Consider the following 24,391-nt stretch of genomic DNA (forward strand, 5'->3'; position numbering starts at 1 on the left):
TTCCGCGACCTAGGCCTCGCTCGCCCGGCGCGCCCGGTCACGGATGGCCTTGATGAGCGGCAACAGGATCAGGATGATCGCGATAACCGTGATCGGGCCGGCAATCGGCCGGGTGAAAAAGATCGTCGCATCACCGGATGACAACAGCAGCGACTGCCGCAGGGTCGGCTCGGCAATCGGCCCCAGCACAATGGCCAGAACCGCGGGGGCGAGCGGGTAGTCCAGCTTGCGCAGGAAGAACGCGCCGAACCCGAAGAACAGCATCAGCCAGACATCATGCATGTCCTGCGTCGCCGCGTATCCACCCACAACCGACAGCACAAAGATCAGCGGTGCCAGCACGGTGAACGGCATGCGCAGCATCCAGATGAACAGCGGGATGAAGGCCAGGTTCACGATGACCGCGAACAGGTTCGAGATGTAGAATGACCCGATCAGACCCCAGACGAAGTCCGGCTGGTCGGTGAACAGGCGCGGCCCCGGTGTCAGCCCCCAGATCACCATACCACCCAGCAGGATCGCGGTGGTGGGCGAGCCGGGAATACCCAGTGTCAGCATCGGCAGCATGGCCCCGGTCGAGGCCGAGTTGTTGGCCGCTTCGGGCGCGGCGACTCCGCCGGGATGCCCCTTGCCAAACTCCTCGGGCCGCTTGGCGACCAGCTTGGCAACACCATAGGACATGAGCGATCCGGGCGTTGCCCCCGCAGCCGGCAGGATGCCGACAAAGAAACCGAGCACCGAGCCGATCGCCGTGCCCTTCCAGCCGCGTTTCATGCCTTCTTTGGAGTCATCGACGATCCCCTTGACCGACATCTTGGCCTCGGTCGTGGTGATCTCTCCCCGCGTGCTCTCGATGGTCCAGATCATCTCGCCGATGCCATAGACACCAATGGCAAGCACGAGGAAGTTGATGCCGTGCAAAAAGCCCGAGATGTCAAAGAACACCAGCCGCGGCGCGCCGGAGATCTCGTCAAACCCGACGGCGGCAAACACCAGCCCCAGACAGATCGACAGAATTGTCTTGGGAATGTCGTCGCCCCCCAGCCCGACAAACGTGGCAAAGGCCAGCAGCATCAGGGCAAAGATCTCGGGTGGGCCAAAGATCAGCGCCACCTTGGCCAGCAGCGGGGCAAAAACCGTGAACAGCACGTTGGACACCGTGCCGCCGATGAACGAGGCCAGCGCCGCCGTGACCAGCGCCAGGCTCGCCCGCCCCTTCATCGCCAGCGGGCGGCCGTCAAAAGTGGTGGCAACCGCGGTCGAGGCACCCGGAATGCCCAGGGTGATCGAGCTGATCGCGCCGCCATACATCGCCCCGTAATAGATCGCGGCGAGAAAGATGATCGCGGATCCCGGCGGCACCAGGAAGGTGATCGGCAGCAGGATCGCCACGCCGTTCACCGACCCCAGCCCCGGCATCGCCCCGATGAAAAGACCCAGCGTCACCCCGACCAATATCAGCAAGATGTTGATCGGCATGAGCGACGTCAGAATGCCGTCAGTGAGTAGCCCCAGAATTTCCATGGCCTTAGTCCTCCGTTACCGTGCGCGCGTCAGCTGGCCGGGTCAGTAGATGATCGAATAGAGCAGGTTGAAGAACGGTTCGGTGAACTTCATCCCCTTGGGCAGGGTGATCCGCATGAGCGCCTCGAAGAAAAAGAAGAACCCGATGGGAATTGCCGTGCACAGGATCAACGTCAGCTTCCAGCTGTGCCGTCCCAGGAACCGCAGGTAGTAAAGCAGGAACACCGCCATCGCGCCATACATCGAAATGATGCCTGTAAGGGCGATAAAGCCCAACAGCCCGCCGCCGACCAGCACAAGGGTGCGTTTGCCATAACCGTCCAGCAGCGGCTCGCTCGAGCGGGACGGCGGCGAACTTTGCCGATACCAGTTGATCGCGATCATGACGGTGCAAATCAGCATGATACCCGACAGCCAGAATGGCCAGGCCCCGCCGCCGGGGCCTTCGCCAGCGATATATCCCACGTTCAACTCGGTACTTTTCCACATCAGGTAGATGGAAAGGAGGGCAAGAACCCCCGCGGTGACGATTTCTGCAAGGCGCATGTTGCCCTCCTTAGACTCCGAGATTGTGCAGGCGGTCCGGGTTTACTCGCCCATCGAGGCCAGCAGTTCCTTGTGACGTTCGACCTGGGTGGCCCAGTATGCCGTTTGCTCGTCCGGGTTCATCCAGAGCGGGGAAAGGCTCTCTGTATTCATGTATTCCTGCCATTCCTCGGTGTCGTAGATGGTCTTGAACAGCTCCTGATAATAGGTCGCGGCTTCGTCCGACATGCCGGGCGCTCCAACCACTGCGCGCTGGTTGTAATAGCTGAAGTCATGCCCTTTTTCCTTGAGCGTCGGAACATCGGGGAAGGCCGGCATGCGTTCGTCCGAGAAGGACAACAACGGCACCACGTCGCCAGACGCGTAAAAGCCCTTTGTTTCCGCCGGGTTGTTTACGGTGGCCATGATCTGCTTGCCCGCCAGGTCCTTGGCGACGGCCCCGCCCCCCTTGTAGGGGATGTACTTGATATCAAGATCAAACGCCTGCTGGAGATAGGTGATGACGAGGCTGTCTTCCTGGCCCTTGCCGGTGCCCCCCATGACGTAGCCGCCTTTTTTCACCTCTTCCAGCCACTGCTCGAACGTGGTGATGCCGCTGTCCTTGTGAACCCAGAGAACAAACGGGTCCACGCCCATCATCGCCACCGGGCTAAAGGTCTGTACGTCAATGCCCAGGTTCTCCTGACGCAAGGGCGTGGTAAAGAACGAGTTCAGCGTGACAAGGATCGTGTGATCCGGGTCGCTCGCCCCTTTCAGGGCGATCAAGGCCTCGGCCCCCGAGCCGCCACCCTTGTTGTTTGGCACCAGGGGGCGTCCGGTGAGGTCTTTCTTTTCGGAAACGGATTGCAGGAAACGCGCGATCTGGTCCGCGCCGCCACCGGCACCCGCCATGATCACGAAATCGACCGGCTTGGTCGGTTCCCACGCCGCGGCGGGGCCCGCAAGCATGCCGGCAAGCGCCGTGGCACCGGCCAGTTTGACAAACATACGCTTAGTAAGGGTCATCTTTTCCTCCCTGGATGCTCCTTGGGTGACGCGAAAGTGTCGCGCCGCACGGCCCACCGTTCGGTTCGGCGGATCTGTTATGGTCTCCTCCTTGTTCAACCGCGCCCGGTGCTCTCCTCAGTGCACCAGGATCACCGGCATCTTGGCCTGGTCGACGATATGCTGGGTATTGCCGCCAAAAACCGTTTCCTTTTCGTGGCTGTCGCCATAGGCCCCCATGATCAGGGTATCGGCCCCGACCTCGCGGCTTGAGGCGAGTAGCGCCGGCCCGACCCGGCGTGCGCCTTCAAAGCGGTGAATGGCCGACGTGATCTGATGCGCCAGCAGGTAGTCCTGCAAATCCGCTGCCGTGGCCGCGTTTGGTTCGCCGCCCGAGGTCAGGATGGTCACCTTTCCCGCCTCTTTCAGGATCGGCAAGGTCATGGTGACGGCGCGCGATGCCTCCATCGAGCCGTTCCACGCCACGGTGACATGTTCGCACAGCTTCTGCGGCGGCTCGATGCCATTGGGCACCATCAGGACCGGCCGCCCGGTACGAAACAGCGCGGCCTTGAGTGTATTGGCCCCAAGGTTCCTGTCGACATCCGGCTGTGGCACCGCGATGACATCGGCGAGCCGACCATGCCGGCGGATCACGTCTACCTGCTTGCCGGTTTCCTCGACCCATTCCGCCGTTGCGCGGTCGGAATGCGGATCGACATCGGTTGCGAGGTCCAGCTTGTTGACCAGCGCCCGCAGCTCTTCGCGCATGCCCGCTTCCTCGACATCCGCGAGCTCTTCGGCCTGCTTCAGCATCTGCTTGCGGAACACCGCAGGGATCGGAACCCCGAACGGCATGAGATCCTCGGGGCGGGCGCGGCAGTGGGTGACCACCACGTGGCTGTTGTTGCGATGCGCGAGCACCGCCGCATGCGCAAGGACATTGTCGCCCTTGCCGTCACCGCGCACCGGAACCAGGATCTTGCGTATCATGGCATTCCCCCCTTCAGAACAATCCGTCGATCTGGCCCTTGTCATTGAGCATGATGGCTTCGGATGACGGGACACGGGGAAGGCCTGGCATGGTCATGATTTCACCGCAGATGACCACCACGAACCCGGCCCCCGCCGACAGGCGCACTTCGCGCACCGGCACCGAATGGCCCGTGGGTGCCCCCCGGCGGTTGGGATCGGTGGTAAAGGAATACTGCGTCTTGGCCATGCAGATCGGCAGGTTGCCATATCCCGCCTCTTCCCATTGTTTCAACTGGTCGCGGATCTTCTTGTCCATCAACGCCTCGTCGGCGCGGTAGATGCGCTTGCAGATAGTCTGGATCTTGTCGGCCAGCGACATCTCGTCGGCATAGAGGGGCGCGAAATTGGCGCTGTCCTTGTCGGCAATCTCGGCCACCCGCCGCGCCAGTTCTTCGGAACCTTCCGAGCCCAGCTCCCAATGCCGCGACAGGATCGCTTCGGACCCATGTTCCTTGACGAAATCCTTGACCGCCTCGACCTCGGCATCGGTGTCGGTGACGAAATGGTTGATCGCCACCACCACCGGCACGCCGAACGACTTCAGGTTCTCGATGTGACGGCCCAGGTTCGGACAGCCCTTTTTCACCGCCTCGACATTCTCCGCGCCCAGGTCCGCCTTGGCCACGCCGCCATTCATCTTCATCGCCCGCACCGTGGCGACACAGACCACAACCGACGGTGCGATCCCGGCCTTGCGGCACTTGATGTTCATGAATTTCTCGGCCCCCAGGTCGGCCCCGAAACCGGCCTCGGTCACCACGTAATCCGCGAGTTTCAGCGCCGTTGTCGTCGCCGTCACCGAGTTGCAGCCATGCGCGATATTGGCAAACGGGCCGCCATGCACAAAGGCCGGGTTGTTCTCCAGCGTCTGCACCAGGTTGGGCTGCATCGCGTCCTTGAGCAGCACGGTCATCGCCCCGTCCGCCTTGATGTCGCGGGCATAGACCGGCGTGCGGTCGCGGCGATAGGCCACGATGATGTCCCCGAGCCGCTTTTGCAGATCGTCAAGATCAGAGGCCAGGCACAGGATCGCCATCACTTCTGAGGCCACCGTGATGTCAAACCCCGCCTGCCGCGGAAAGCCGTTGGCGACGCCGCCGAGGCTGGTTACGATGTCGCGCAGGGCGCGGTCGTTCATGTCCATGACCCGCCGCCAGACCACCCGGCGCTGGTCGATCCGCAACTCGTTACCCCAATAGATGTGGTTGTCGATCATCGCGCTCAGCAGGTTATGCGCGCTGGTGATGGCGTGGAAATCGCCGGTGAAATGCAGGTTCATATCCTCCATCGGCACAACCTGCGCCATGCCCCCTCCGGCGGCCCCGCCCTTCATCCCGAAACACGGCCCCAGCGACGCCTCGCGGATACAGATCATCGCCCTCTTGCCAATCCGGTTCAGACCATCACCCAGCCCCACGGTTGTCGTGGTCTTGCCCTCGCCCGCCGGCGTCGGGTTGATCGCCGTCACCAGGATCAGCTTGCCATCGGGACGATCCTGCACCGAGTCGATGAACGCCTGCCCGACCTTGGCCTTGTCATGCCCATAGGGCACAAGGTCATCGCTTGAAATCCCCAGCTTTGCCCCGATCTCCTGGATCGGAGCCTTGACCGCCTCGCGCGCAATCTCGATATCCGTCTTGTAGGCCATGTTGCTTATCCTCCCAGGGTGTCGCCGGTGTTCAGGGCCACGTCGCCGGCCCAATCCGCGGCCGGCTGCTTGGCACCGCCCGCTGGCTTGACGCGTTTCATCCGGATGCGCCCGCCGATGCATTGCACCGTGACGCCGTTGTCGCTGATCTCCATGATCCGGCTGGAAATGCCGTCGCCGGGCACCCGCTCGCAGTCATAAACGCTGAGGTCTTCCCCCCCATGCGTGGTCCATGCACCGGGGGCCGGGTTGGTGCCCCGGATCAGGTCATAGACCTGTTTGACCGGCTTGTTCCAATCGATCCTTGCGTGTTTTTTTGTACAGCGGCGCTCATAGGTGGCGGCGCTTTCATTCTGTTCGCTATGGGGTGGATTGCCGGCGCGAAACAGGTCGCAAACCTCGAGCACCGAGTCGACCGCCGCCGGATAGATCTTCTTGAAATAGAGGTCGATCACCGTGTCGTCCGGCGCGATGTCACAGACCCATTGCAACAACACATCCCCCTCGTCCAGCCCATCGGTCGGGTAGAACCACGAGAACCCGGACTTGGTGTCGCCCATGATGATCGGCCAGTTCACCGCCGACGGCCCGCGATAGAGCGGCAGCAGCGACGGGTGAAAACAGATCGAGCCATGGGTGGGAAGGTCGCGCGCGGCCTCGGGCACAAAGACGTTCACATAGGCCATGACCATCAGGTCGGCGTTGAACGCGGCCAACTCGTCGAGCGTTTCCTGATCCTTGAAATGTGCAGGCTGCTTGACCGGCAGGCCACGTTCCAGGGCGTATTCCTTGATCGGATCAACCGGCTTGCCGTCGCGGTCGGGTTCGCAATAGACGGCGACGACCTCGTCGGCACCGCTGTCGAGGATCTTGGCCAGCGCATCCTTGCCGAATGCCTGCTGGCCCATCACGATGATGCGCATGGGTTTGGTCATTCCGCGGCCTTCCGCGTCACTTCTCCCACCGCGCCAGACCCGATCACCCGCTCGAGTTCTTCGCCGGCATAACCCAGCACGCTGGACAGGATCTCCTCGGTATGCTCCCCCAGCAGCGGCGAACGCTCGACTTCGACCGGGCTGTCGGACAGCTTGATCGGGCAGCCGACGCTGATGTATTCGCCGCGCTCAGGATGATCGACCTTGACCAGCGTGCCGGTCGCATAAAGGCCTTCATCCTCGGCAATTTCCTTCATCGACAGGATCGGACCCACCGGGATGTTCAACGGGTTGCAGATGTCCATGACCTCGAACTTGGTCTTGGTCATCGTCCATTCCTCGATCCGCTCGAAAATCTGGTTCAGCTTGTCCAGCCGTTCTGGCGGCGTCTTGTAGCCCTCCTTGGTTTTCCAGTCCGGCTCGCCGATCACGTCACAGATCTTTTCCCAAACCGCCGCCTGGGTGATGAAATAGGTATAGGCGTTGGGATCATCCTCCCACCCCTTGCATTTCAGGATGCGGCCCGGCTGACCGCCGCCCGAGTCATTGCCCGCGCGCGGGGTTGCATCGCCAAAGGGTATACCCTCGCCATATTGGCTGTATTCGTTCAACGGACCCGCCGCCAGGCGCTGCTGGTCGCGCAGCTTTACGCGCGACAGGTTCAAAACCCCGTCCTGCATCGCCGCCGACACTTTTTGCCCGCGCCCCGATTTTTCGCGATGGAACAGCGCCGTGACAATGCCAAGGCACAAATGCAGGCCGGTGCCGGAATCACCGATCTGCGCCCCTGTCACCAGCGGCGGGCCATCCCGGAACCCGGTGGTCGAGGCCGAGCCGCCGGCACATTGCGCGACGTTTTCATAGACCTTGCAATCTTCGTACTTGCCCGGACCGAACCCCTTGATCGAAGCCATGATGATGCGCGGGTTGATCTTTTGGATATTCTCCCAGCTGAACCCCATTCGATCCAGCGCACCGGGGGCAAAATTCTCGACCAGAACATCGCATTCCTGGATCAGGCGGGTCAGGATTTCCTTGCCGGTCTCGTTCTTGGAGTTCAACTCGATCGAACGCTTGTTGTGGTTGAGCATGGTGAAATAGAGACTGTCCGCGCCCGGCACATCCACCAGCTGTTTGCGGGTGGCGTCGCCGACGCCGGGGCGCTCGACCTTGATCACATCCGCGCCAAACCAGGCGAGCAACTGTGTACAGGTCGGTCCCGACTGGACATGGGTGAAATCGAGAACCTTGATACCTTCAAGTGCTTTCATGGCTGTCTTCCTGTTCGTGAATTACGTGCGGGCCTGCGGATAGCGCGCCTGCGCCACCACCGACTGCGGATTGAGGTTGCCGATATTGCCGCTCTCGCGCCCGGCGGCGGGATCGATCACCGCGTTGATCAGGGTGGGCTTGCGGCTGGCAAAGGCTTCGCCGATGGCCTGGCGCAATTCGTCGGCATTGGTGACATGCGCTCCGACGCCGCCAAAGGCCGTCATCATCTGGTCATAGCGCGAATCCGGCACAAACACCGTGGTCGCCGGGTCTTTGCCACCGGACCAGTTTTCGCCATCGCCGCGATAGATGCCGTTGTTGTTCATGACAACGATGCAGACCGGCAGGTTGTAGCGGCTGATGGTTTCCACCTCCATGCCGCAGAAACCGAAGGCGCTGTCGCCTTCAACTGCCAGAACCTGGTTGTCGGTTTCGACGGCGGCGGCCACCGCGCTGCCCATGCCGATCCCCATGATCCCCCAGGTGCCCACATCCAGCCGTTTGCGCGGCTTGATGACATCCACGATCGAACGGGTCAGGTCGAGCGCATTGGCCCCTTCGTTCACCAGCACCGTATCGGGATTGTCGGCGATCGTCTGCTTGATGACGCCAAGCGCCGAATGGTAATCCATCGGCGAATTGTTGTTCTGCAACCGGGGCGCCATTTTCTCGACATTGCCGATAACCTTGTCACGCACCGCGCCGGTCCAGCTTTCATCGGGCTTTTTCCAGGTGGTACCGATGGCATCCAGGAGCGCCGTGGCGCAGCTCTCGATATCACCGATCAGCGGGGCCGAGATCGACTGGTTTGAATCCATCTCGGTGGGTTCGATGTCGATCTGTACAAAGCTCTTGCCGCCCTTTTCACCCCAGCCCGGCCCCTGCCCGTGGCTGAGCAGCCAGTTCAGCCGCGCGCCGATCAGGAACACGCAATCGCTCTGCTTGAGCACCAGCGACCGCGCCGCCGAGGCGCATTGCGGATGGGTGTCGGGCAGCAACCCCTTGGCCATCGACATGGGCAGATAGGGAAAGCCCAGAGTCTCGACCAGTTCGCGGATCTTGTCATCGCATTGCGCATAGGCGGCGCCCTTGCCGATGATGATCAGCGGCTTCTTGGCGTTTGACAGGACATCCACGGCGCGCGTTACCGCTTCGGGCGACGGCAGGCTCGCGGGGTTCGGATCGACCACCTTGATCAGCGATTTCTCGCCCTCGACCGCATCCATCACCTGCCCCAGAAGTGCGCCCGGAACATCCAGATAGACGCCACCGGGCCGTCCCGACAACGCCGCGCGCACCGCCCGCGCCACCCCAAGCCCGATATCCTCGGCATGCAGGATGCGATAGGCGGCCTTGACATGGGGGCGGGCGATGGCCAGCTGATCCATCTCCTCATAGTCGCCGCGCTGCAAATCGACGATTTCGCGCTCGGACGAGCCCGAGATCAGGATCATCGGCCAGCAATTGGTGGTGGCATGTGCCAGCGCCGTCAGCCCGTTCAGAAATCCGGGCGCAGACACCGTCATGCAAACCCCGGGCTTCCTGGTCAGGAACCCCGCCGCCGCCGCCGCATAGCCCGCGTGTTGCTCGTGGCGAAACGAGATCACCCGCATGCCCTGCGCCTGCGCATAGCGGCCCAGATCGGTGATCGGAATGCCCGGCACGTTATAGATGGTGTCGATATCATTCAGCCTGAGCGCGTCGATCAACAGGTGGAACCCGTCGGTCAAGCTCTGCGGCGCGGCATCTGCCGCGTCATCCTGCGCGAGTGCGGATTGTGTCATGTTCGATCTCCGAATTCTTCCCGTGTCACTAGCCAGCTTCCGTTCGTGCGGACCCGAGGCTTTCCAGCCGGGTCCAGGTCTTGTGGATATGATCGTGCAATCTCATCGTGTGTTCGCGCACCCGGCGCGACGCGAGGTCGGCATCCCGCGCCTCGAGCGCCTCGAGAATCTCGATATGGTCCGCCACCGATTTGCGGGCGCGGTCGCTCTCGCCCATCGCCCGGCGGCGCACCGCCTTCATATGAGTGAACAGCCCGTCCGCCGTGGTCTTGAGCAACTCACAGCCCGACAACTCGAGGATCGTCTGGTGAAACTTGATATTGGCGTCCGAATATTCTTCGAGCTCCGCGCGGGCCGCATCGCTGCTGTGGCGCATCGCAAAACGGCGCAGCGCCCTCAGATCGGCATCGCTCGCCACTTCGGTCGCCAACCGTGCGGCCATGCTCTCCAGCGCCGCCCAGGTCACCACCATCTGCAAAATCTCATCCCGTGACTTGCGCAGAACGAACACCCCCCGGCGCGGAACAATCTGCACCAGGCCCTCATGAGCCAGCCGCGCCAGAGCCTCGCGGATCGGAGTACGCGACACCGCAAGCCGCTCGGCCAACTGCCGCTCATCCAATCGCAAATCCGCGTCCGGGTGATAGATATTCATGCCCAGAATAGCTTCCCTCAAGACCTCGAAAGTGTGGTCCTTCAGCGTGAAATTCACGGAAATCGGATTCAGGCTGTCACCAATCGACACGCGCGGCACCCCTCCCAAGGCATCCAGCCAAACCCCAAGCGTCGGGCGGCTGGCGTTGTGTATGTGGTATACCATATACGAGACACCTCATCGGTCAACAGAATTTATATCGTTTCAAATCAGCAAATTATCTTGACATTTCCCTTGGTGGTATACCACATACCTGAAAATCGATTCTGCGATTTGGAGCAAGGAATGCTGATTAGGGCAACGGACTCGGCGCTTGTCGTGATCGACATGCAGGACCGCCTGGTTCCGGCGATGCAGGCCCCTGCGCGCACCATCGCAAATACGCGGCTGCTGCTGACCGCCGCAAGACGCACCGGGGTGCCTGCATTGCTGACCGAACAATACCCGCAGGGGCTTGGCAAGACGGTGCCAGAGGTACGAAACGCCGCAGAAGGCGCACTAGTCCTGCCCAAGATGCATTTTTCCTGTATGGAAGAGCCAGCGTTCGCCGACGCGTTTCTCGCACTCGGACGCAAACAGGCCGTTATTGCCGGAATGGAGGCACATATCTGCGTGGTACAAACTGCCGAAAGCCTTGTCGAAGCAGGCTTTGATGTCTTTGTCGTATCCGATGCGACGGCGTCCCGCACGCTAGAGAGCGAGCGCGCCTGCCTCGACCGCCTGGGTGCGGCGGGCGTTGGCATCGTAACCGCGGAAATGGTGGTCTTCGAATGGCTTGGCCGCGCAGGTACCCCTGCATTCAAAGAGCTTCTGCCTCTCATCAAGTAAAATTTCCACACCGGGAGTCCTAGACGAATGAACATCCACGAATACCAGGCCAAACAGGTGCTGAAAGGGTTCGGTGCCCCGATCGCCAACGGCGTTCCCATCACCAGCCTGGACCAGGCCGAAGCCGCCATCGCATCGCTTCCGGGCCCTGTCTGGGTTGTCAAAAGCCAGATCCACGCGGGTGGACGCGGCAAGGGCAAGTTCAAGGAACTGGCCGAGGATGCCAAGGGCGGTGTGCGAGTCTCGTTTTCCGCCGATGAGGCGCTGAGCAACGTCAAGGAAATGCTCGGCAACACGCTGGTGACCAACCAGACCGGCCCAGCCGGCAAGCAGGTCAATCGCCTGTATATCGAAGACGGTGCCGATATCGACCGCGAGCTTTACCTGTCGATCCTTGTTGACCGCGAAACCGGCAAGGCGTCTTTTGTCGCCTCGACCGAGGGCGGCATGGACATCGAAGCCGTTGCCGAGGAAACCCCCGACAAGATCCACACCATCGGCATCACCGCGTCCCAGGGTGTCACCGATGCCGACGCGGAAAAGATCGCCGACGCCTATGAACTCACCGGCGACACCCGCGCACAGGGCAAGGCGCTGTTTGCACAGCTTTACGAAGCCTTCACCAGCAAGGACATGAGCCTGCTGGAAATCAACCCGCTGATCGTGACCAAGGCCGGGGATATCCAGGTGCTCGACGCCAAGGTGTCGTTCGACGGCAATGCCCTGTTCCGCCACCCCGACATCATGGAACTGCGCGACGAGACCGAAGAGGACGACAAGGAAATCGAGGCGTCCAAATACGACCTGGCCTATATCGCGCTTGATGGCGAGATCGGCTGCATGGTCAATGGCGCCGGGCTGGCGATGGCCACGATGGATATCATCAAGCTCTACGGCGCATCCCCGGCCAACTTCCTGGACGTGGGCGGCGGCGCGACCACCGAAAAGGTCACGGCCGCGTTCAAGATCATCACCTCGGACCCCAACGTCAAAGGCATTCTCGTCAACATCTTTGGCGGCATCATGCGCTGTGACGTGATCGCCGATGGCGTGGTGCAGGCGGTCAAGGACGTGGGCCTCAAGGTGCCGCTGGTCGTGCGGCTGGAAGGCACCAAGGTCGAAGAAGGCAAGGCCATCATCAATGACAGCGGTCTCAACGTGATCGCCGCGGACGATCTGGATGACGCCGCGCAAAAAATCGTCAAGGCCGTGAAGGGGTAAGAGCATGTCCATTCTGATCGACAAGAACACCAAGGTCATCGTTCAGGGCCTGACCGGCAAGACCGGCACGTTCCACACGGAACAGGCGCTGGCCTATCACGGCACCCAGATGGTTGCAGGCACCCACCCGAAAAAGGGCGGCACCAACTGGACCGGATCGAATGGCGAGAGCCTGCCGATCTATGCCAGCGTTGCCGAGGCCAAGGACGCCACCGGCGCGACCGCCTCGGTGATCTATGTGCCCCCCGCGGGTGCGGCGGCGGCCATCGAAGAGGCAATCGACGCGGGGATCGACCTGATCACCTGCATCACCGAAGGCGTGCCGGTGCTCGACATGGTGCGCGTCAAGGAAAAGCTCGCCGGCTCCAGCAGCCGCCTGATCGGCCCCAACTGCCCCGGCCTGATGACCCCGGATGAATGCAAAATCGGCATCATGCCGGGATCGATCTTCAAAAAAGGCTCGGTCGGGGTTCTGTCGCGCTCGGGCACGCTGACCTACGAGGCGGTGTTCCAGACCACCGCCGCGGGGCTGGGCCAAAGCTCGGCCGTCGGCATTGGCGGCGATCCGGTCAAGGGCACCGAATTCATCGACGTGCTCGAGCTGTTCCTCGCCGATGACGAGACCCAGTCGATCATCATGATCGGTGAAATCGGCGGCAGCGCCGAAGAGGACGCCGCCCAGTTCCTGATCGACGAGGCCAAGAAGGGCCGCAAGAAACCGGTCGTCGGGTTTATCGCCGGGCGCACCGCCCCTCCGGGCCGCACCATGGGCCACGCCGGCGCGGTGATCTCGGGCGGCAAGGGCGGAGCCGAGGACAAGATCGAGGCCATGCAATCCGCCGGCATCCGTGTCTCGCCCTCGCCCGCCAAGCTGGGCGAAACGCTGGTCGACCTTCTGGGCTGACCCTGCGCGGGCGGAGGGTTTCACGCCTTCCGCCCGCCACAACGCGCGCGTCAGAGCGACGACCGCGACCAAAGTCTACTCGATCCGCGCGATAGAATGTTGCGCACGAGCAGCAAATGATTTCTAGATCGAACCCGAAAGATTGGCCCACCGGCCTGCCCCCGTCCTGATCCGGCCCGCCGGATTGCGCAACTTACGGAGCTGACTGTCTCATGCCTTACAAGATCCTCATTCTCGGCGCCTCCTATGGCTCGCTTCTGGGCACCAAGTTCCTCGCCGCGGGGCATGATGTCACCCTGGTCTGCCGCGACAAGACGGCGGCGCTGATCAACGATGCGGGCACCGAGGTGCGGATCAAGCTGCGCGATGAAGACACCCATCGCCACATCCGGTCGGGCGATCTTGACGGAAAACTCGACGCACGGACCCCGGAGAGCGCGCAACCGCAGGAGTATGACCTGGTTTGCCTCGCGATGCAGGAGCCGCAATATTCGCACCCCGCGCTGCGCGACCTGCTGGCCCGGGTGGCCGAGGCCCGCGTGCCCTGCATGTCGATCATGAACATGCCGCCCCTGCCCTATATGCGGCGCATCCCCGGCCTGGATTGTGCGCCCCTGGGCGGGGCCTATCAGGATCCGGACATCTGGGACCGGTTCGATCCCGCGCTGATGACCCTGTGTTCGCCCGATCCACAGGCATTCCGCCCGCCGGACGAAGACGCCAACGTGCTGCATGTGGGTCTGCCGACCAATTTCAAGGTCACCCGCTTTCACGATGCCAAGGCCGACGCCATGCTAGCGGAATTGGAACAGGGCATTCTCGACCACCGGATCGACGGCAAGGACGTGCCGGTGAAACTGCGCGCCTTTGACTCGCTCTTTGTGCCCTTCGCCAAATGGGCGATGCTGGCCACCGGCAATTACCGCTGTATCCAGACCGGTGACCCGATCGCCATTCGCGATGCGGTGCATGGCGACATCGACAAGTCCCGCGCGATCTATGGCGCGGTGAACGATCTGGTGGTGGGCCTGGGTGCGGAGCCTGAAGACATGGTGCCGTTCGAGAAATACGCACGCGCCGCCGAGGGCCTGCTGAAACCCTCCTCCGCCGCCCGCGCCATCGCCGCCGGAGCCCCCGCCATCGAACGCGTCGACAAGTTGATCCTGCTGATCACCCAGTCACTGGGCCCGGACAACGCCGATCTCGCCGCCACGGTGGAACTGGTCGACAAGAAATTGGCCGAGAACCAGCGGCGAAAGTAGCACCGCTCTGCTGGCATGTGGTAGCTACAAACCAAATGCGTAAGAGAAACCGAAGCATCGACACCTCATACGCAATTCAGTGAAAGCTACGGTACACTTCTCAAATCAATTAAGCGACCAAAGATTTCCTAAATAGTCAAACCTTAACTATCGAGAAAGAGATTATTCGGCTTCATTATCTTCCAACGAAAACTCAAAGTCTTCGATCTGCTTCAATATCTCACTCTCATCCGCTCTCCAAATAGTTCCGTCCTCCATCCTGACAATTGCAACATAGGCTAGACCTTGCCCGTAATCCTTAAATAGAAACGCTGATCCGGGCCTTTGCTCCCAAGCAGCTTCATCAATCGCATCGACCTCAACGCCGCTCATAGAATACCCAACAAAGGGTCGCCCCATGTCCCTCTTGAAAGCATCAAATATGTAGAAACCAATCCCAAATGCAGAAACATAATCCTTTGATGTGTTCGCAATACCCACTCGGTGAATTACGGTTCCGTCACCAACTCTATCTGGTTTCTTATATCGGCTTGTGTAGCTCTCAATCCTTAATGGAGAGTTATCCTGTGCAAGGATAAGCGCGTTTTCTGCCTGAGCAAAGGAAACAGACAAAGCGAAGAAGACAATGGCAAAGCGAAACATCATTATTATCCTCTCAAATGTTCTCGAATAGGATTTTTGAGTATTGGCTATCAGTTTTCAAGACCTATTTGTCCGCCTTTTCACATTCCCGCCCCGTTGCCCCGGTCTTCCAGCCGTTGATCGGCCACGGGAGTTCACCGCCTGTTCGCTGGCCTTCTCGACCGCGTATTGGCGGGCCAGCGGATCGTCGGCGACGGCAAGGTCTACTGCTTCCAGACGCTTAACCTCATCCCGCAACCGCGCCGCCTCTTCGAATTCGAGGTTCTCTGCCGCCTTGCGCATGTCGGTGCGCAGGCCATCCAGCACCGCCTCCAGGTTGCCGCCATGCAAGGGCTTGTCGATGGTCGCCGTGACCCGCGACATGTCGGTGTCGCCCTGGTACAGCCCGGCCAGCACGTCCTCGACATTCTTCTTCACCGTTTCCGGCGTGATCCCGTGTTCCTCGTTATAGGCGATCTGCTTGGCCCGCCGCCGCTCGGTCTCGCCCAATGCGCGTTCCATGCTGCCGGTGATCCGGTCGGCATACATGATGACCCGCCCGTCGGCATTCCGCGCCGCGCGTCCGATGGTCTGGATCAACGAGGTTTCGCTGCGCAGGAACCCTTCCTTGTCCGCATCCAGAATCGCCACCAGCCCGCATTCCGGGATGTCCAGCCCCTCGCGCAAGAGGTTGATCCCGATCAACACGTCAAACGCCCCGAGTCGCAGGTCGCGCAGGATCTCGATGCGTTCCAGCGTGTCGATGTCGGAATGCATGTAGCGCACCTTGATGCCCTGTTCGTGCATGTATTCGGTCAGATCCTCGGCCATGCGCTTGGTCAGCGTCGTGACCAGCGTGCGGAACCCGCTGGCCGCCACCTTGCGCACCTCGTCAAGCAGGTCGTCCACCTGGGTCTCGACCGGGCGGATTTCGACCACCGGGTCCAGCAGGCCGGTGGGCCGGATCACCTGTTCGGTGAAGACGCCGCCGGATTGCTCGACCTCCCACGCCGCCGGGGTCGCCGACACGAACACCGATTGCGGGCGCATGGCGTCCCATTCCTCGAACTTCAGCGGGCGGTTGTCCATGCAGGAGGGCAGCCGGAACCCATGTTCGGCCAGCGTGAACTTGCGCCGGTGGTCGCCCTTGTACATGCCGCCGATCTGCGGCACCGAGACATGGCTTTCATCGGCAAAGACAATGGCATTGTCGGGGATGAATTCGAACAAAGTCGGGGGCGGCTCGCCCGGTGCGCGCCCGGTCAGATAGCGCGAATAGTTCTCGATCCCGTTACAGAATCCCTGCGCCTCGATCATCTCGATATCGAAATTGGTCCGTTGTTCCAGCCGTTGCGCCTCGAGCAGCTTGCCCTCGGCAACCAGGTGATCGAGGCGCTCGCGCAGTTCCTTCTTGATGTTGATCACCGCCTGGTTCAGCGTCGGTTTCGGGGTGACATAGTGGCTGTTGGCGTAAACCCGGATCTGTTCGAACGTGTCGGTGCGCTCCCCGGTCAGCGGGTCAAACTCGGTGATGCTCTCCAGCTCTTCGCCAAAGAATGACAGCCGCCAGGCCCGGTCTTCGAGATGCGCCGGGAAAATCTCGAGACTGTCACCGCGCACCCGAAAGCTGCCGCGCTGAAACGCCTGGTCGTTGCGTCGGTATTGTTGCTCCACCAGCCCGGCCATGACCTTGCGCTGGTCGTATTCCTGCCCGACCTTCAAATCCTGTGTCATCGCGCCATAGGTTTCGACCGACCCGATGCCATAGATGCAGGACACCGAGGCCACGATGATCACGTCATCCCGCTCGAGCAGCGCCCGGGTCGCCGAATGGCGCATCCGGTCGATCTGTTCGTTGATCTGGCTTTCCTTCTCGATATAGGTATCGCTGCGCGGCACATAGGCTTCGGGCTGGTAATAGTCATAAAAGCTGACGAAATACTCGACCGCGTTGTCCGGAAAGAAGCCTTTGAACTCGCCATATAGCTGCGCCGCCAGCGTCTTGTTCGGGGCGAGGATAATGGCTGGCCGCTGGGTCTCTTCGATGACCTTGGCCATGGTGAACGTCTTGCCCGTCCCAGTCGCCCCCAACAGCACCTGGTTGCGCTCGCCCTCACGCACCGCCTGCGCCAGCTCTTCAATCGCGGTGGGCTGGTCGCCGGCCGGTTCGAACGCGGTCGCCATCACCAGGCGCTTGCCGCCCTCGAGCTTTTCGCGGGGGGCGGCGTCGGGCGCGGTCATCATCGGCATCGAACGATCGGTATGAACATGGGGCATGGGGAACTCCGGGCGGCAGGTTCCACAGATTTGTTCTCTTTCCCTGCGGGTTCAACCCCGGAATCCGGGCATTGCCCCCGCTGATGCCAGAAAGTGTCATCATGATACGGCCAACGCGCGACGAAACGGCGCTTGCCCCACATCCCGGAATGGCTGATAAACATGGCGACGACCACAGGAGCGACCAATGCGTGCACGCATCTACAAGCCGGCAAGAAACGCGATGACCTCGGGCCTGGCCAAGACCCGGAGCTGGGTGCTCGATTTTGCCCCCGCCACGTCGCGTGATGTCGATCCGCTGATGGGCTGGACATCCTCGGACGATACCCAGAGCCAGGTGAGGCTGCGCTTTTCCAGCAAGGAAGCCGCGCTGGACTATGCCAAGGCACATGGCATCGATGCCGAGGTGATCGCACCCAAACCGCGCAAGCAGAACATCCGCCCCGGCGGCTATGCCGACAATTTCGCCGCGACCCGGCGCACGGTCTGGACCCATTGAAACGCATCGAGATTCGCCCGGCAGACCCCGGTTCTCCGGCGATCCGTGCGATGATCGACGCCCATCTGGCACATAGCCAGGAAACCACCCCGCCAGACAGCATTCACGCCCTGCCGGTTGAGGCCCTGCGCGCGCCCGGCATCCGGTTCTGGGCGTTGTTCGAGAATGACGTACCGCTGGGCTGTGGCGCGCTCAAGGATCTCGGTGACGGGCTGGCCGAAGTCAAATCGGTTCACGTTACACGGGCGGCAAGACGCCGGGGACTGGCCCGCCAGATCATGCAATTCCTGCAATCCCAGGCCACCCGGGCTGGCCACACGGCGCTGGCGCTTGAGACCGGCTCGGACCTGCTCCCCGATTTCGACGCGGCGCGCGCGCTCTATCACTCGCTTGGTTTTACCCCCTGCGGCCCGATCCCCGGCTATGCCGCCGATCCCTACAGCGTTTTCCTGCGCCTGTCCCTCGTTACGCCAGCCCGCTGACGGCCCGCCAAGCGGAAACACAGCGGCGGGAGGCCCTCGATCAGCGGAAAATCCGGGCGGTTGGCGGTTTGACAAGGCGATGAATTTGGCTGATACAGCCGTCACAAGAGCGGGCCGTTAGCTCAGCTGGATTAGAGCAGGGAACTTCTAATTCTCAGGTCGGGGGTTCGAGTCCTCCACGGCTCGCCAAGTCATGCGTGTTGCCATGAAGAACGCCGCTTGTGGCGTCTGCGAGCGGACGACCGCCCCGAAATGCGGGCGTCTCGCGCCAAAGGCGACCATGCGGCCGCGCGCGCAAGTCAGAAGGCCCACCGGGGGCGGGACTTCTGACATGATCAGGGCCGGGTCACATGCATTGAAGCATGCGACCGGCGATCAGCAGCCTGCCGCGTTGTTGGCCGCGATGCCACCGGCTACTGCGCCGCCCGCGGTCAGGATGTCCTTGCCGCTGCCACCGCCGAACTGGTTGCCGACCACTCCGCCCAGAACCGCGCCCGCGACGGTCGCGCCCGCGCATCCGACCTGGTGTTGCTGGGCCGGGGTCGTCGCGCATGCCTGCAACAGACCCATGGTCGCGAGGATTGCCAATATGCTGCCTTTTTTCATCTGCTTCACCGTTTATTATCTATTGTTTCGTGCCTACCGGTGGCGCGAAACATAGCCGGTTGCAGATTCTCAGTAAAGGCGCGCCGGTCCCATGCCAGCCGGGTGATCGGCGTCTTCCCGCCGGGTCGGGCGGGGCGATTGCATGCCCAACCGCACGCCTGTCAGGCGGCTTTGCCGCTCAGTGCGCCTCGGCCCAGTTCGCCCCCTGCCCCGCATCGACGGTAAGTTTCACGTCCAGATGCACCGCCGGATCGGCGGCGTTTTCCATCACCTCGCGGGCGCGCCCGATCACCGTATCCACCGCGTCCTCTGAGACTTCGAACAGCAATTCGTCATGTACCTGCAACAGCATTTTCGCAGGTTGATCCGCGATGGCCGCGGGCATTCGCACCATGGCGCGGCGGATCACGTCGGCGGCCGTGCCCTGGATCGGCGCATTGATCGCGGCGCGATATGCAAAGCTGGCGCGCGGTCCCTTGGCATTGATCTCGGGCGTGTGGATCCGGCGTCCGAACAGTGTCTGGACATAGCCGTGCTCCTTGGCGAATGCCTTGGTGTCGTCCATATAGGTACGGATACCGGGGAAACGTTCGAAATAGCGGTCGATGAACCCCTGTGCCTCGCCACGCGGAATGCGCAGGTTGCGCGCCAGCCCGAATCCCGAAATGCCATAGATGACGCCAAAATTGATCGCCTTGGCCTGGCGGCGGATTTCCGGCGTCATTTCCTCAAGCGGAACGTCGAACATCTCGCTCGCAGTCATGGCATGAATATCCAACCCCTCGGCAAAGGCCGACTTGAGCGCGGGAATGTCGGCGATATGGGCCAGGATACGCAATTCGATCTGTGAATAGTCGAGGCTGACCAGAACATTGCCCGGTTCGGCGACAAAGGCCTCGCGGATGCGGCGCCCTTCCTCGGTTCGGACCGGAATGTTCTGCAGGTTCGGGTCGGTCGAGGCCAGACGCCCGGTATTTGCCCCGGTGATCGCATAAGACGTGTGCACCCGCCCCGTATCGGGGTTGATATGGGTCTGCAAGGCATCGGTGTAGGTCGATTTCAGCTTGGACAATTGCCGCCAGTCCAGCACCCGGCGCGGCAGTTCATGTTCGGTCGCGAGGTCTTCGAGAATATCCGCACCGGTGGAATATTTACCGGTCTTGCCGCGTTTGCCGCCCTCAAGCCCCATCTTGTCGAACAGGATTTCACCCAGCTGCGCGGGCGAGCCGACATTGAAGTTTTCACCGGCCAATTCGTGAATCTCGGCCTCAAGCCCCGCCATCTTCTGGGCAAAGGCATTGGACATCCGGCTGAGCGTGTCCCGGTCGACCTTGATGCCGTGCATCTCCATCTGAGCCAGAACCGGCACCAGCGGCCGTTCCAGCGTTTCATAAACGGTGGTGACCCTGCTGCGATGCAGTTGCGGTTTGAAGCTTTGCCACAGGCGCAGCGTGATATCCGCGTCTTCGGCGGCATAGTCGACGGCCTTGTCCAGCGGCACACGGTCAAAGGTGATCGCCGATTTACCGCTGCCCAGCAGGGGTTTGATCGGGATCGGTGTATGGCCCAGGTAACGCTCGCTGAGCGTGTCCATCCCGTGCCCGTGCTCGCCGCCATGCATGGCATAGGACATCAGCATCGTATCGTCGATCGGTGCAACCGTGATGCCGTGACGCGCAAGAATCTTGGCGTCGTATTTCATGTTCTGCCCGATCTTGAGGATCGCCGGGTCCTCGAGCACCGGCCTGAGCAGGTCGAGCACCACCTGCATCGGCATCTGCCCCTCGGCCAGATCGTCAGAGCCGAACAGGTCCTCGGCGGCCCCGGCCTTGTGGATCAGCGGGATGTAACAGGCCTGCCCCGGCTCGACACAGAGCGAAATGCCCACCAGCTCGGCGATCATCTCGTTCAACCCCGTGGTCTCGGTATCCACCGCGACCCAGCCCCGCTCGCGGATCCGGTCGATCCAGACCTGCAAGGTTTCGGCATCGCTGACACAGCTATACTCGGCCTGATCAAAATCCGGGGCCTCGGGCGCATCCGCCGCCGGTTCCGCGGCGGTCGCCTCGGTGATGACCGGGGCCTCGACCCCGAGCTGGTCGGCGACACGGCGCGACAGGGTGCGGAACTCCATCTCGGCCAGGAACGGCATCAGCGTTTCCGGATCCGCATCGCGCACTTCGAGATCGTCCAGGCCGAATTCAAGCGGCGTTTCGCAATCCAGCTGCACCAGTTTCTTGCTCAGCTCGATCTGGTCGCGTTTCTCGATCAGGGTCTGGCGGCGCTTGGGTTGTTTGATCTCCCCCGCCCGGTCCAGCAGGCTTTCCAGATCGCCATATTCGTTGATCAGCAACGCGGCGGTCTTGATGCCGATCCCCGGCGCACCGGGCACGTTGTCGACGCTGTCGCCGGCCAACGCCTGAACATCGACCACCCGTTCGGGGCCGACACCGAATTTCTCGAACACGCCATCGCGGTCGATGCGCCGGTTCTTCATCGCGTCGAGCATCTCGACCCCGTCACCGACCAGCTGCATCAGGTCCTTGTCCGAACTGATGATCGTCACCCGCCCCCCCGCTTCGCGCGCCTGACAGGCGAGCGTGGCTATGATGTCGTCGGCCTCGTACCCTTCCAACTCCTTGCAGGCGATGTTGAACGCCTCGGTGGCACGGCGGGTCAGCGGCATCTGCGGGCGCAGGTCTTCGGGCATCGCCTCGCGATTGGCCTTGTAAAGATCATAAAGATCGTTGCGAAAGGTATGGCTGCCCTTGTCGAAAATCACCGCCACATGGGTCGGCGCATCGGGGCCGGTATTGCCCTCGACATAGCGGTGCAGCATGTTGCAAAATCCGGCGACCGCGCCGATCGGCAGGCCATCGGATTTGCGCGTCAGCGGCGGCAAGGCGTGGTAGGCGCGGAAAATGAAGGCCGATCCATCGATCAGATGCAGATGGCAGCCCTTGCCGAAAGTCGTTTCACCCAAACCGCATCCCCCGGTTGCCGTGTTTCCGTAGTGTCACGGGGCGCGTTCCGACCCCGCCCGTGCCTGCTCAGGCCGCGTCGGCGTGATCCTTGTGCACGTATTTGCAATCGCAATACGGGCATTCGACCCAACCCCTGTCCTGCGGGATCGACAGCCAGACACGCGGATGCCCCAACGCGCCCTCGCCACCGTCACAGGCGACGCGATAGCTGTCCACGATCTTGGTTTCCGGCGCTTGGATGGTCATCTCGGGGTGGTCCTTCCGGGTCTTTGAACTCGAGCCAGTGCTTGGCCCGTTTATGAGCCAAGCGCCTTGCGGGGGCAAGAGCGCGCAACCCCGTCAGCGACGTGAAACGCCCGTCGCCCGGCTCAGATGTCGTGTTCGCCCGGACGCACCGCCTGACAGGTCCAGCGCGCAACTTTCCATCGCGGATGGGTGGTGATCCAATTGGCCAGTTCAGGTGGCGCGCGCCGCACGCAGGCCCTCGGGGACATGTCCGTGTACAACAGGCTGCGCTGCTCGCAATCCCCCGGGGCCGCCGCAAGACAGACAATGAAAATCAGTTCAATCATGAAAACACCTCGTCAACCGATACAATAGTACGGATCCATCATAGCACAGTTCCGGCTGGTTTCCTGAATCACAATGATACCAGCCTGACGGCTGGCTTGTTATCGAGCCAATAGGCTAAGGTCGCCGCGACAACCCGGCCTCCGGACCGCCGCCATCAGGAGCAGAAACCGATCCGCAATCGCCTCTTCGCCCCCTCACTCAAGATCCGCCTGGGGATCGGTGCCGGCATGCTGGGCCTCGTGGCGCTGATTGCGGCGGCTATTACCGTGGCCGGGATGGAGCGTGTCGCCGACCGGCTTGATGCCGCGCTTGCCGCCGGGCATCGCATCGATCGCTACTCGGTCCTGTCGACGCAGGTCTCAAGCTTTCTGGTGGTGGCCTCCGAGGCGCTGCAATCCGGGATTTCGCCCGCCGACCGGCGCGGCCGGCTTGCCAGCCTGACCGAGAGCATCGGCACCACTTTCGAACGGCTGCGCGCGGATCACGCACAGGCGGTGGCCGATGCAGACCGGCTGGGGCTGGATGAGCAATCGCGCCGCGCCACCCAGAGCCTTGGCATCGCCCGGATGGAGGCGCTGTTTGCCTCGACCCGCGACGCGTTGTTGTCGGATGTCACCGGACACGAACGCCTGCAAGGTCACATCGACACCTTTGCCATCGGTTTCGATCCGCTGCTGAACGGAGTCATCACCGGCGAATTGCGGGTGCGCAACGAGGTGCTGCACGGCATCACCGTGTTGCGCCAGCGTCTGACCTATGTGGCCATGGGCGTGTCGGTGGCAACCCTCCTGCTGCTGGCGCTGTTCTATCTCGGCCTTGTGCGCCCGCAATTCCGACGCCTTGACCAGTTGCAAACCGCCGCGCGGCAGATCGGCCGGGGCGCATTCGACATTGCGCTGCCCGAGGACCGACAGGACGAAATCGGGCAATTGTTCACCGAAACCAACCGCATGGCCGGGGCGCTCGCGACGAGCAGGGCCGAGGTTCAGGACGATTGGGCGCGGCTGAACGACACCATCGCGGAACGCACCGAGGAATTGCGCGCGGCGAATGACGCCCTGGCGCGCACCGACGAAAACCGCCGCAGGTTCTTTGCCGATATCAGCCACGAATTGCGCACGCCGCTGACCGTGATCCTGATGGAGGCCCAGATCGGCCGCAAGGCGGCACCCGGTGCCGGGACCGCCTTTGCGACGATCGAAAACCGGGCGCTGCGGCTGAACCGGCGCATTGACGACCTGTTGCGCATAGCCCGGTCCGAATCGGGCCAGCTTGAACTGGCCTCGGCGCCGTTCGACCTGGCGGTGATCGCCCGCGAAGCCGCGCAGAACCTTGACGCCGAAATCAAGAGCGCGGGCATGATCCTGACCGGCCCCCCGCCCGCGCCGGTCCCGGTGATCGGCGATGCAAACTGGGTTCGGCAGGTGATCGGCGGGCTGATCCAGAACGCCATCCGCCACGCCCGCGACGGGGGACGGATCGAACTCGGCCTGGACCGCGCAGCGGGCATGGGGCGCGTCGATGTCACCGACCACGGGCCGGGCATCGCCGCGCAAGAGCAACAGGCGATCTTTGAACGTTTCACACAGGGGCGCGGCGGCGCGGCTTCCGAAGGCTTTGGTATCGGGCTGGCCTTTGCCAAATGGGTTGTCGAGGAACAGGGCGGCGCAATCACCCTGACCAGCCCGCCGCCCGATGACGAAACGGGGACCAAAGTCACTGTGGGCATCCCGCTTGCGCCGGACTAACCT

Annotated in this window: 22 protein-coding genes and 1 tRNA gene; 8 read left to right on the forward strand and 15 right to left on the reverse strand. The window is 62.1% G+C overall.

What is annotated here, in order from left to right:
- Positions 1-9: 9 nt before the first annotated feature.
- The 9 genes from ACP15R_RS05470 to ACP15R_RS05510 form a co-directional block, all read right to left on the reverse strand.
- Complete coding sequence (locus tag ACP15R_RS05470) at positions 10-1,524, reverse strand: tripartite tricarboxylate transporter permease (protein ID WP_424985380.1); 1,515 nt, start codon at positions 1,522-1,524, stop codon at positions 10-12.
- Positions 1,525-1,566: 42 nt separating this feature from the next.
- Positions 1,567-2,070 carry a tripartite tricarboxylate transporter TctB family protein gene (locus ACP15R_RS05475; protein ID WP_424985381.1) on the reverse strand — a complete coding sequence of 168 codons (504 nt, stop codon included), beginning with the start codon at positions 2,068-2,070 and terminating at the stop codon, positions 1,567-1,569.
- 42 nt (positions 2,071-2,112) lie between these two features.
- Positions 2,113-3,075: a Bug family tripartite tricarboxylate transporter substrate binding protein gene (locus ACP15R_RS05480; protein ID WP_424985382.1), complete on the reverse strand. Its 963-nt coding sequence runs from the start codon at positions 3,073-3,075 to the stop codon at positions 2,113-2,115.
- Between the two features lie 117 nt (positions 3,076-3,192).
- The gene (locus tag ACP15R_RS05485) at positions 3,193-4,047 is read right to left on the reverse strand and encodes a universal stress protein (RefSeq protein WP_424985383.1); all 855 of its coding nucleotides are present in this window, start codon (positions 4,045-4,047) and stop codon (positions 3,193-3,195) included.
- A 13-nt stretch (positions 4,048-4,060) separates the two neighbouring features.
- Positions 4,061-5,737, reverse strand: coding sequence for a formate--tetrahydrofolate ligase (locus tag ACP15R_RS05490; protein ID WP_424985384.1), 1,677 nt, complete (start codon positions 5,735-5,737; stop codon positions 4,061-4,063).
- Positions 5,738-5,742: 5 nt separating this feature from the next.
- On the reverse strand, positions 5,743-6,672 hold the full coding sequence (locus ACP15R_RS05495) for a methionyl-tRNA formyltransferase (RefSeq protein ID WP_424985385.1): 930 nt from the start codon (positions 6,670-6,672) through the stop codon (positions 5,743-5,745).
- Complete coding sequence (gene frc / locus ACP15R_RS05500; RefSeq protein ID WP_424985386.1) at positions 6,669-7,943, reverse strand: formyl-CoA transferase; 1,275 nt, start codon at positions 7,941-7,943, stop codon at positions 6,669-6,671. The genes ACP15R_RS05495 and frc overlap by 4 nt, the downstream gene beginning before the upstream one ends.
- Before the next feature lie 21 nt (positions 7,944-7,964).
- Entirely contained in the window at positions 7,965-9,728 is a 1,764-nt protein-coding gene (oxc, locus tag ACP15R_RS05505) for an oxalyl-CoA decarboxylase (protein ID WP_424985387.1), read from the reverse strand.
- A gap of 28 nt (positions 9,729-9,756) precedes the next feature.
- Positions 9,757-10,548 (reverse strand): GntR family transcriptional regulator, encoded by a 792-nt coding sequence (locus tag ACP15R_RS05510; RefSeq protein WP_424985388.1) that lies wholly within the window; start codon positions 10,546-10,548, stop codon positions 9,757-9,759.
- A gap of 120 nt (positions 10,549-10,668) precedes the next feature.
- On the opposite strand from ACP15R_RS05510, the gene ACP15R_RS05515 reads away from it, so the two are divergent.
- The 4 genes from ACP15R_RS05515 (at position 10,669) to ACP15R_RS05530 (ending at position 14,598) form a co-directional block, all read left to right on the forward strand.
- Entirely contained in the window at positions 10,669-11,211 is a 543-nt protein-coding gene (locus ACP15R_RS05515; RefSeq protein ID WP_424985389.1) for a hydrolase, read from the forward strand.
- A gap of 27 nt (positions 11,212-11,238) precedes the next feature.
- Positions 11,239-12,432 (forward strand): ADP-forming succinate--CoA ligase subunit beta, encoded by a 1,194-nt coding sequence (sucC, locus tag ACP15R_RS05520; RefSeq protein WP_424985390.1) that lies wholly within the window; start codon positions 11,239-11,241, stop codon positions 12,430-12,432.
- Positions 12,433-12,436: 4 nt separating this feature from the next.
- Entirely contained in the window at positions 12,437-13,336 is a 900-nt protein-coding gene (gene sucD, locus ACP15R_RS05525) for a succinate--CoA ligase subunit alpha (RefSeq protein ID WP_424985391.1), read from the forward strand.
- Positions 13,337-13,548: 212 nt separating this feature from the next.
- The gene (locus tag ACP15R_RS05530) at positions 13,549-14,598 is read left to right on the forward strand and encodes a ketopantoate reductase family protein (RefSeq protein WP_424985392.1); all 1,050 of its coding nucleotides are present in this window, start codon (positions 13,549-13,551) and stop codon (positions 14,596-14,598) included.
- A 162-nt stretch (positions 14,599-14,760) separates the two neighbouring features.
- On the opposite strand, the gene ACP15R_RS05535 is transcribed toward ACP15R_RS05530, so the two are convergent.
- Both ACP15R_RS05535 and uvrB read right to left on the reverse strand, forming a co-directional pair.
- On the reverse strand, positions 14,761-15,240 hold the full coding sequence (locus ACP15R_RS05535) for a hypothetical protein (RefSeq protein WP_424985393.1): 480 nt from the start codon (positions 15,238-15,240) through the stop codon (positions 14,761-14,763).
- Positions 15,241-15,297: 57 nt separating this feature from the next.
- Entirely contained in the window at positions 15,298-17,496 is a 2,199-nt protein-coding gene (gene uvrB, locus ACP15R_RS05540; RefSeq protein WP_424985394.1) for an excinuclease ABC subunit UvrB, read from the reverse strand.
- A 187-nt stretch (positions 17,497-17,683) separates the two neighbouring features.
- On the opposite strand from uvrB, the gene ACP15R_RS05545 reads away from it, so the two are divergent.
- The 3 genes from ACP15R_RS05545 (at position 17,684) to ACP15R_RS05555 (ending at position 18,666) form a co-directional block, all read left to right on the forward strand.
- The gene (locus tag ACP15R_RS05545; protein ID WP_424985395.1) at positions 17,684-17,995 is read left to right on the forward strand and encodes an ETC complex I subunit; all 312 of its coding nucleotides are present in this window, start codon (positions 17,684-17,686) and stop codon (positions 17,993-17,995) included.
- The gene (locus ACP15R_RS05550) at positions 17,992-18,477 is read left to right on the forward strand and encodes a GNAT family N-acetyltransferase (protein ID WP_424985396.1); all 486 of its coding nucleotides are present in this window, start codon (positions 17,992-17,994) and stop codon (positions 18,475-18,477) included. Before ACP15R_RS05545 ends, ACP15R_RS05550 begins: the two co-directional genes overlap by 4 nt.
- Positions 18,478-18,588: 111 nt before the next feature.
- Positions 18,589-18,666, forward strand: a tRNA-Arg gene (locus tag ACP15R_RS05555).
- 186 nt (positions 18,667-18,852) lie between these two features.
- On the opposite strand, the gene ACP15R_RS05560 is transcribed toward ACP15R_RS05555, so the two are convergent.
- The 4 genes from ACP15R_RS05560 to ACP15R_RS05575 form a co-directional block, all read right to left on the reverse strand.
- Complete coding sequence (locus ACP15R_RS05560) at positions 18,853-19,083, reverse strand: glycine zipper 2TM domain-containing protein (protein WP_424985397.1); 231 nt, start codon at positions 19,081-19,083, stop codon at positions 18,853-18,855.
- 178 nt (positions 19,084-19,261) lie between these two features.
- The gene (polA, locus tag ACP15R_RS05565; RefSeq protein WP_424985398.1) at positions 19,262-22,066 is read right to left on the reverse strand and encodes a DNA polymerase I; all 2,805 of its coding nucleotides are present in this window, start codon (positions 22,064-22,066) and stop codon (positions 19,262-19,264) included.
- Positions 22,067-22,133: 67 nt separating this feature from the next.
- Complete coding sequence (locus ACP15R_RS05570) at positions 22,134-22,313, reverse strand: zinc-finger domain-containing protein (RefSeq protein ID WP_424985399.1); 180 nt, start codon at positions 22,311-22,313, stop codon at positions 22,134-22,136.
- Positions 22,314-22,435: 122 nt separating this feature from the next.
- Positions 22,436-22,639 (reverse strand): hypothetical protein, encoded by a 204-nt coding sequence (locus tag ACP15R_RS05575; RefSeq protein WP_424985400.1) that lies wholly within the window; start codon positions 22,637-22,639, stop codon positions 22,436-22,438.
- Positions 22,640-22,867: 228 nt separating this feature from the next.
- On the opposite strand from ACP15R_RS05575, the gene ACP15R_RS05580 reads away from it, so the two are divergent.
- Positions 22,868-24,388, forward strand: coding sequence for an ATP-binding protein (locus ACP15R_RS05580; protein WP_424985401.1), 1,521 nt, complete (start codon positions 22,868-22,870; stop codon positions 24,386-24,388).
- Positions 24,389-24,391: the final 3 nt, after the last annotated feature.

This window comes from Microbulbifer sp. S227A, from assembly GCF_049800935.1.

What these genes read in the sequence shown, in the direction of transcription:
- ACP15R_RS05470 (WP_424985380.1), bottom strand. Translation starts at nt 1,524, where the DNA reads ATGGAAATTCTGGGGCTACTCACTGACGGCATTCTGACGTCGCTCATG.
- ACP15R_RS05475 (WP_424985381.1), bottom strand. Translation starts at nt 2,070, where the DNA reads ATGCGCCTTGCAGAAATCGTCACCGCGGGGGTTCTTGCCCTCCTTTCC.
- ACP15R_RS05480 (WP_424985382.1), bottom strand. Translation starts at nt 3,075, where the DNA reads ATGACCCTTACTAAGCGTATGTTTGTCAAACTGGCCGGTGCCACGGCG.
- ACP15R_RS05485 (WP_424985383.1), bottom strand. Translation starts at nt 4,047, where the DNA reads ATGATACGCAAGATCCTGGTTCCGGTGCGCGGTGACGGCAAGGGCGAC.
- ACP15R_RS05490 (WP_424985384.1), bottom strand. Translation starts at nt 5,737, where the DNA reads ATGGCCTACAAGACGGATATCGAGATTGCGCGCGAGGCGGTCAAGGCT.
- ACP15R_RS05495 (WP_424985385.1), bottom strand. Translation starts at nt 6,672, where the DNA reads ATGACCAAACCCATGCGCATCATCGTGATGGGCCAGCAGGCATTCGGC.
- frc (WP_424985386.1), bottom strand. Translation starts at nt 7,943, where the DNA reads ATGAAAGCACTTGAAGGTATCAAGGTTCTCGATTTCACCCATGTCCAG.
- oxc (WP_424985387.1), bottom strand. Translation starts at nt 9,728, where the DNA reads ATGACACAATCCGCACTCGCGCAGGATGACGCGGCAGATGCCGCGCCG.
- ACP15R_RS05510 (WP_424985388.1), bottom strand. Translation starts at nt 10,548, where the DNA reads ATGGTATACCACATACACAACGCCAGCCGCCCGACGCTTGGGGTTTGG.
- ACP15R_RS05515 (WP_424985389.1), top strand. Translation starts at nt 10,669, where the DNA reads ATGCTGATTAGGGCAACGGACTCGGCGCTTGTCGTGATCGACATGCAG.
- sucC (WP_424985390.1), top strand. Translation starts at nt 11,239, where the DNA reads ATGAACATCCACGAATACCAGGCCAAACAGGTGCTGAAAGGGTTCGGT.
- sucD (WP_424985391.1), top strand. Translation starts at nt 12,437, where the DNA reads ATGTCCATTCTGATCGACAAGAACACCAAGGTCATCGTTCAGGGCCTG.
- ACP15R_RS05530 (WP_424985392.1), top strand. Translation starts at nt 13,549, where the DNA reads ATGCCTTACAAGATCCTCATTCTCGGCGCCTCCTATGGCTCGCTTCTG.
- ACP15R_RS05535 (WP_424985393.1), bottom strand. Translation starts at nt 15,240, where the DNA reads ATGTTTCGCTTTGCCATTGTCTTCTTCGCTTTGTCTGTTTCCTTTGCT.
- uvrB (WP_424985394.1), bottom strand. Translation starts at nt 17,496, where the DNA reads ATGCCCCATGTTCATACCGATCGTTCGATGCCGATGATGACCGCGCCC.
- ACP15R_RS05545 (WP_424985395.1), top strand. Translation starts at nt 17,684, where the DNA reads ATGCGTGCACGCATCTACAAGCCGGCAAGAAACGCGATGACCTCGGGC.
- ACP15R_RS05560 (WP_424985397.1), bottom strand. Translation starts at nt 19,083, where the DNA reads ATGAAAAAAGGCAGCATATTGGCAATCCTCGCGACCATGGGTCTGTTG.
- ACP15R_RS05570 (WP_424985399.1), bottom strand. Translation starts at nt 22,313, where the DNA reads ATGACCATCCAAGCGCCGGAAACCAAGATCGTGGACAGCTATCGCGTC.
- ACP15R_RS05575 (WP_424985400.1), bottom strand. Translation starts at nt 22,639, where the DNA reads ATGATTGAACTGATTTTCATTGTCTGTCTTGCGGCGGCCCCGGGGGAT.
- ACP15R_RS05580 (WP_424985401.1), top strand. Translation starts at nt 22,868, where the DNA reads ATGCTGGGCCTCGTGGCGCTGATTGCGGCGGCTATTACCGTGGCCGGG.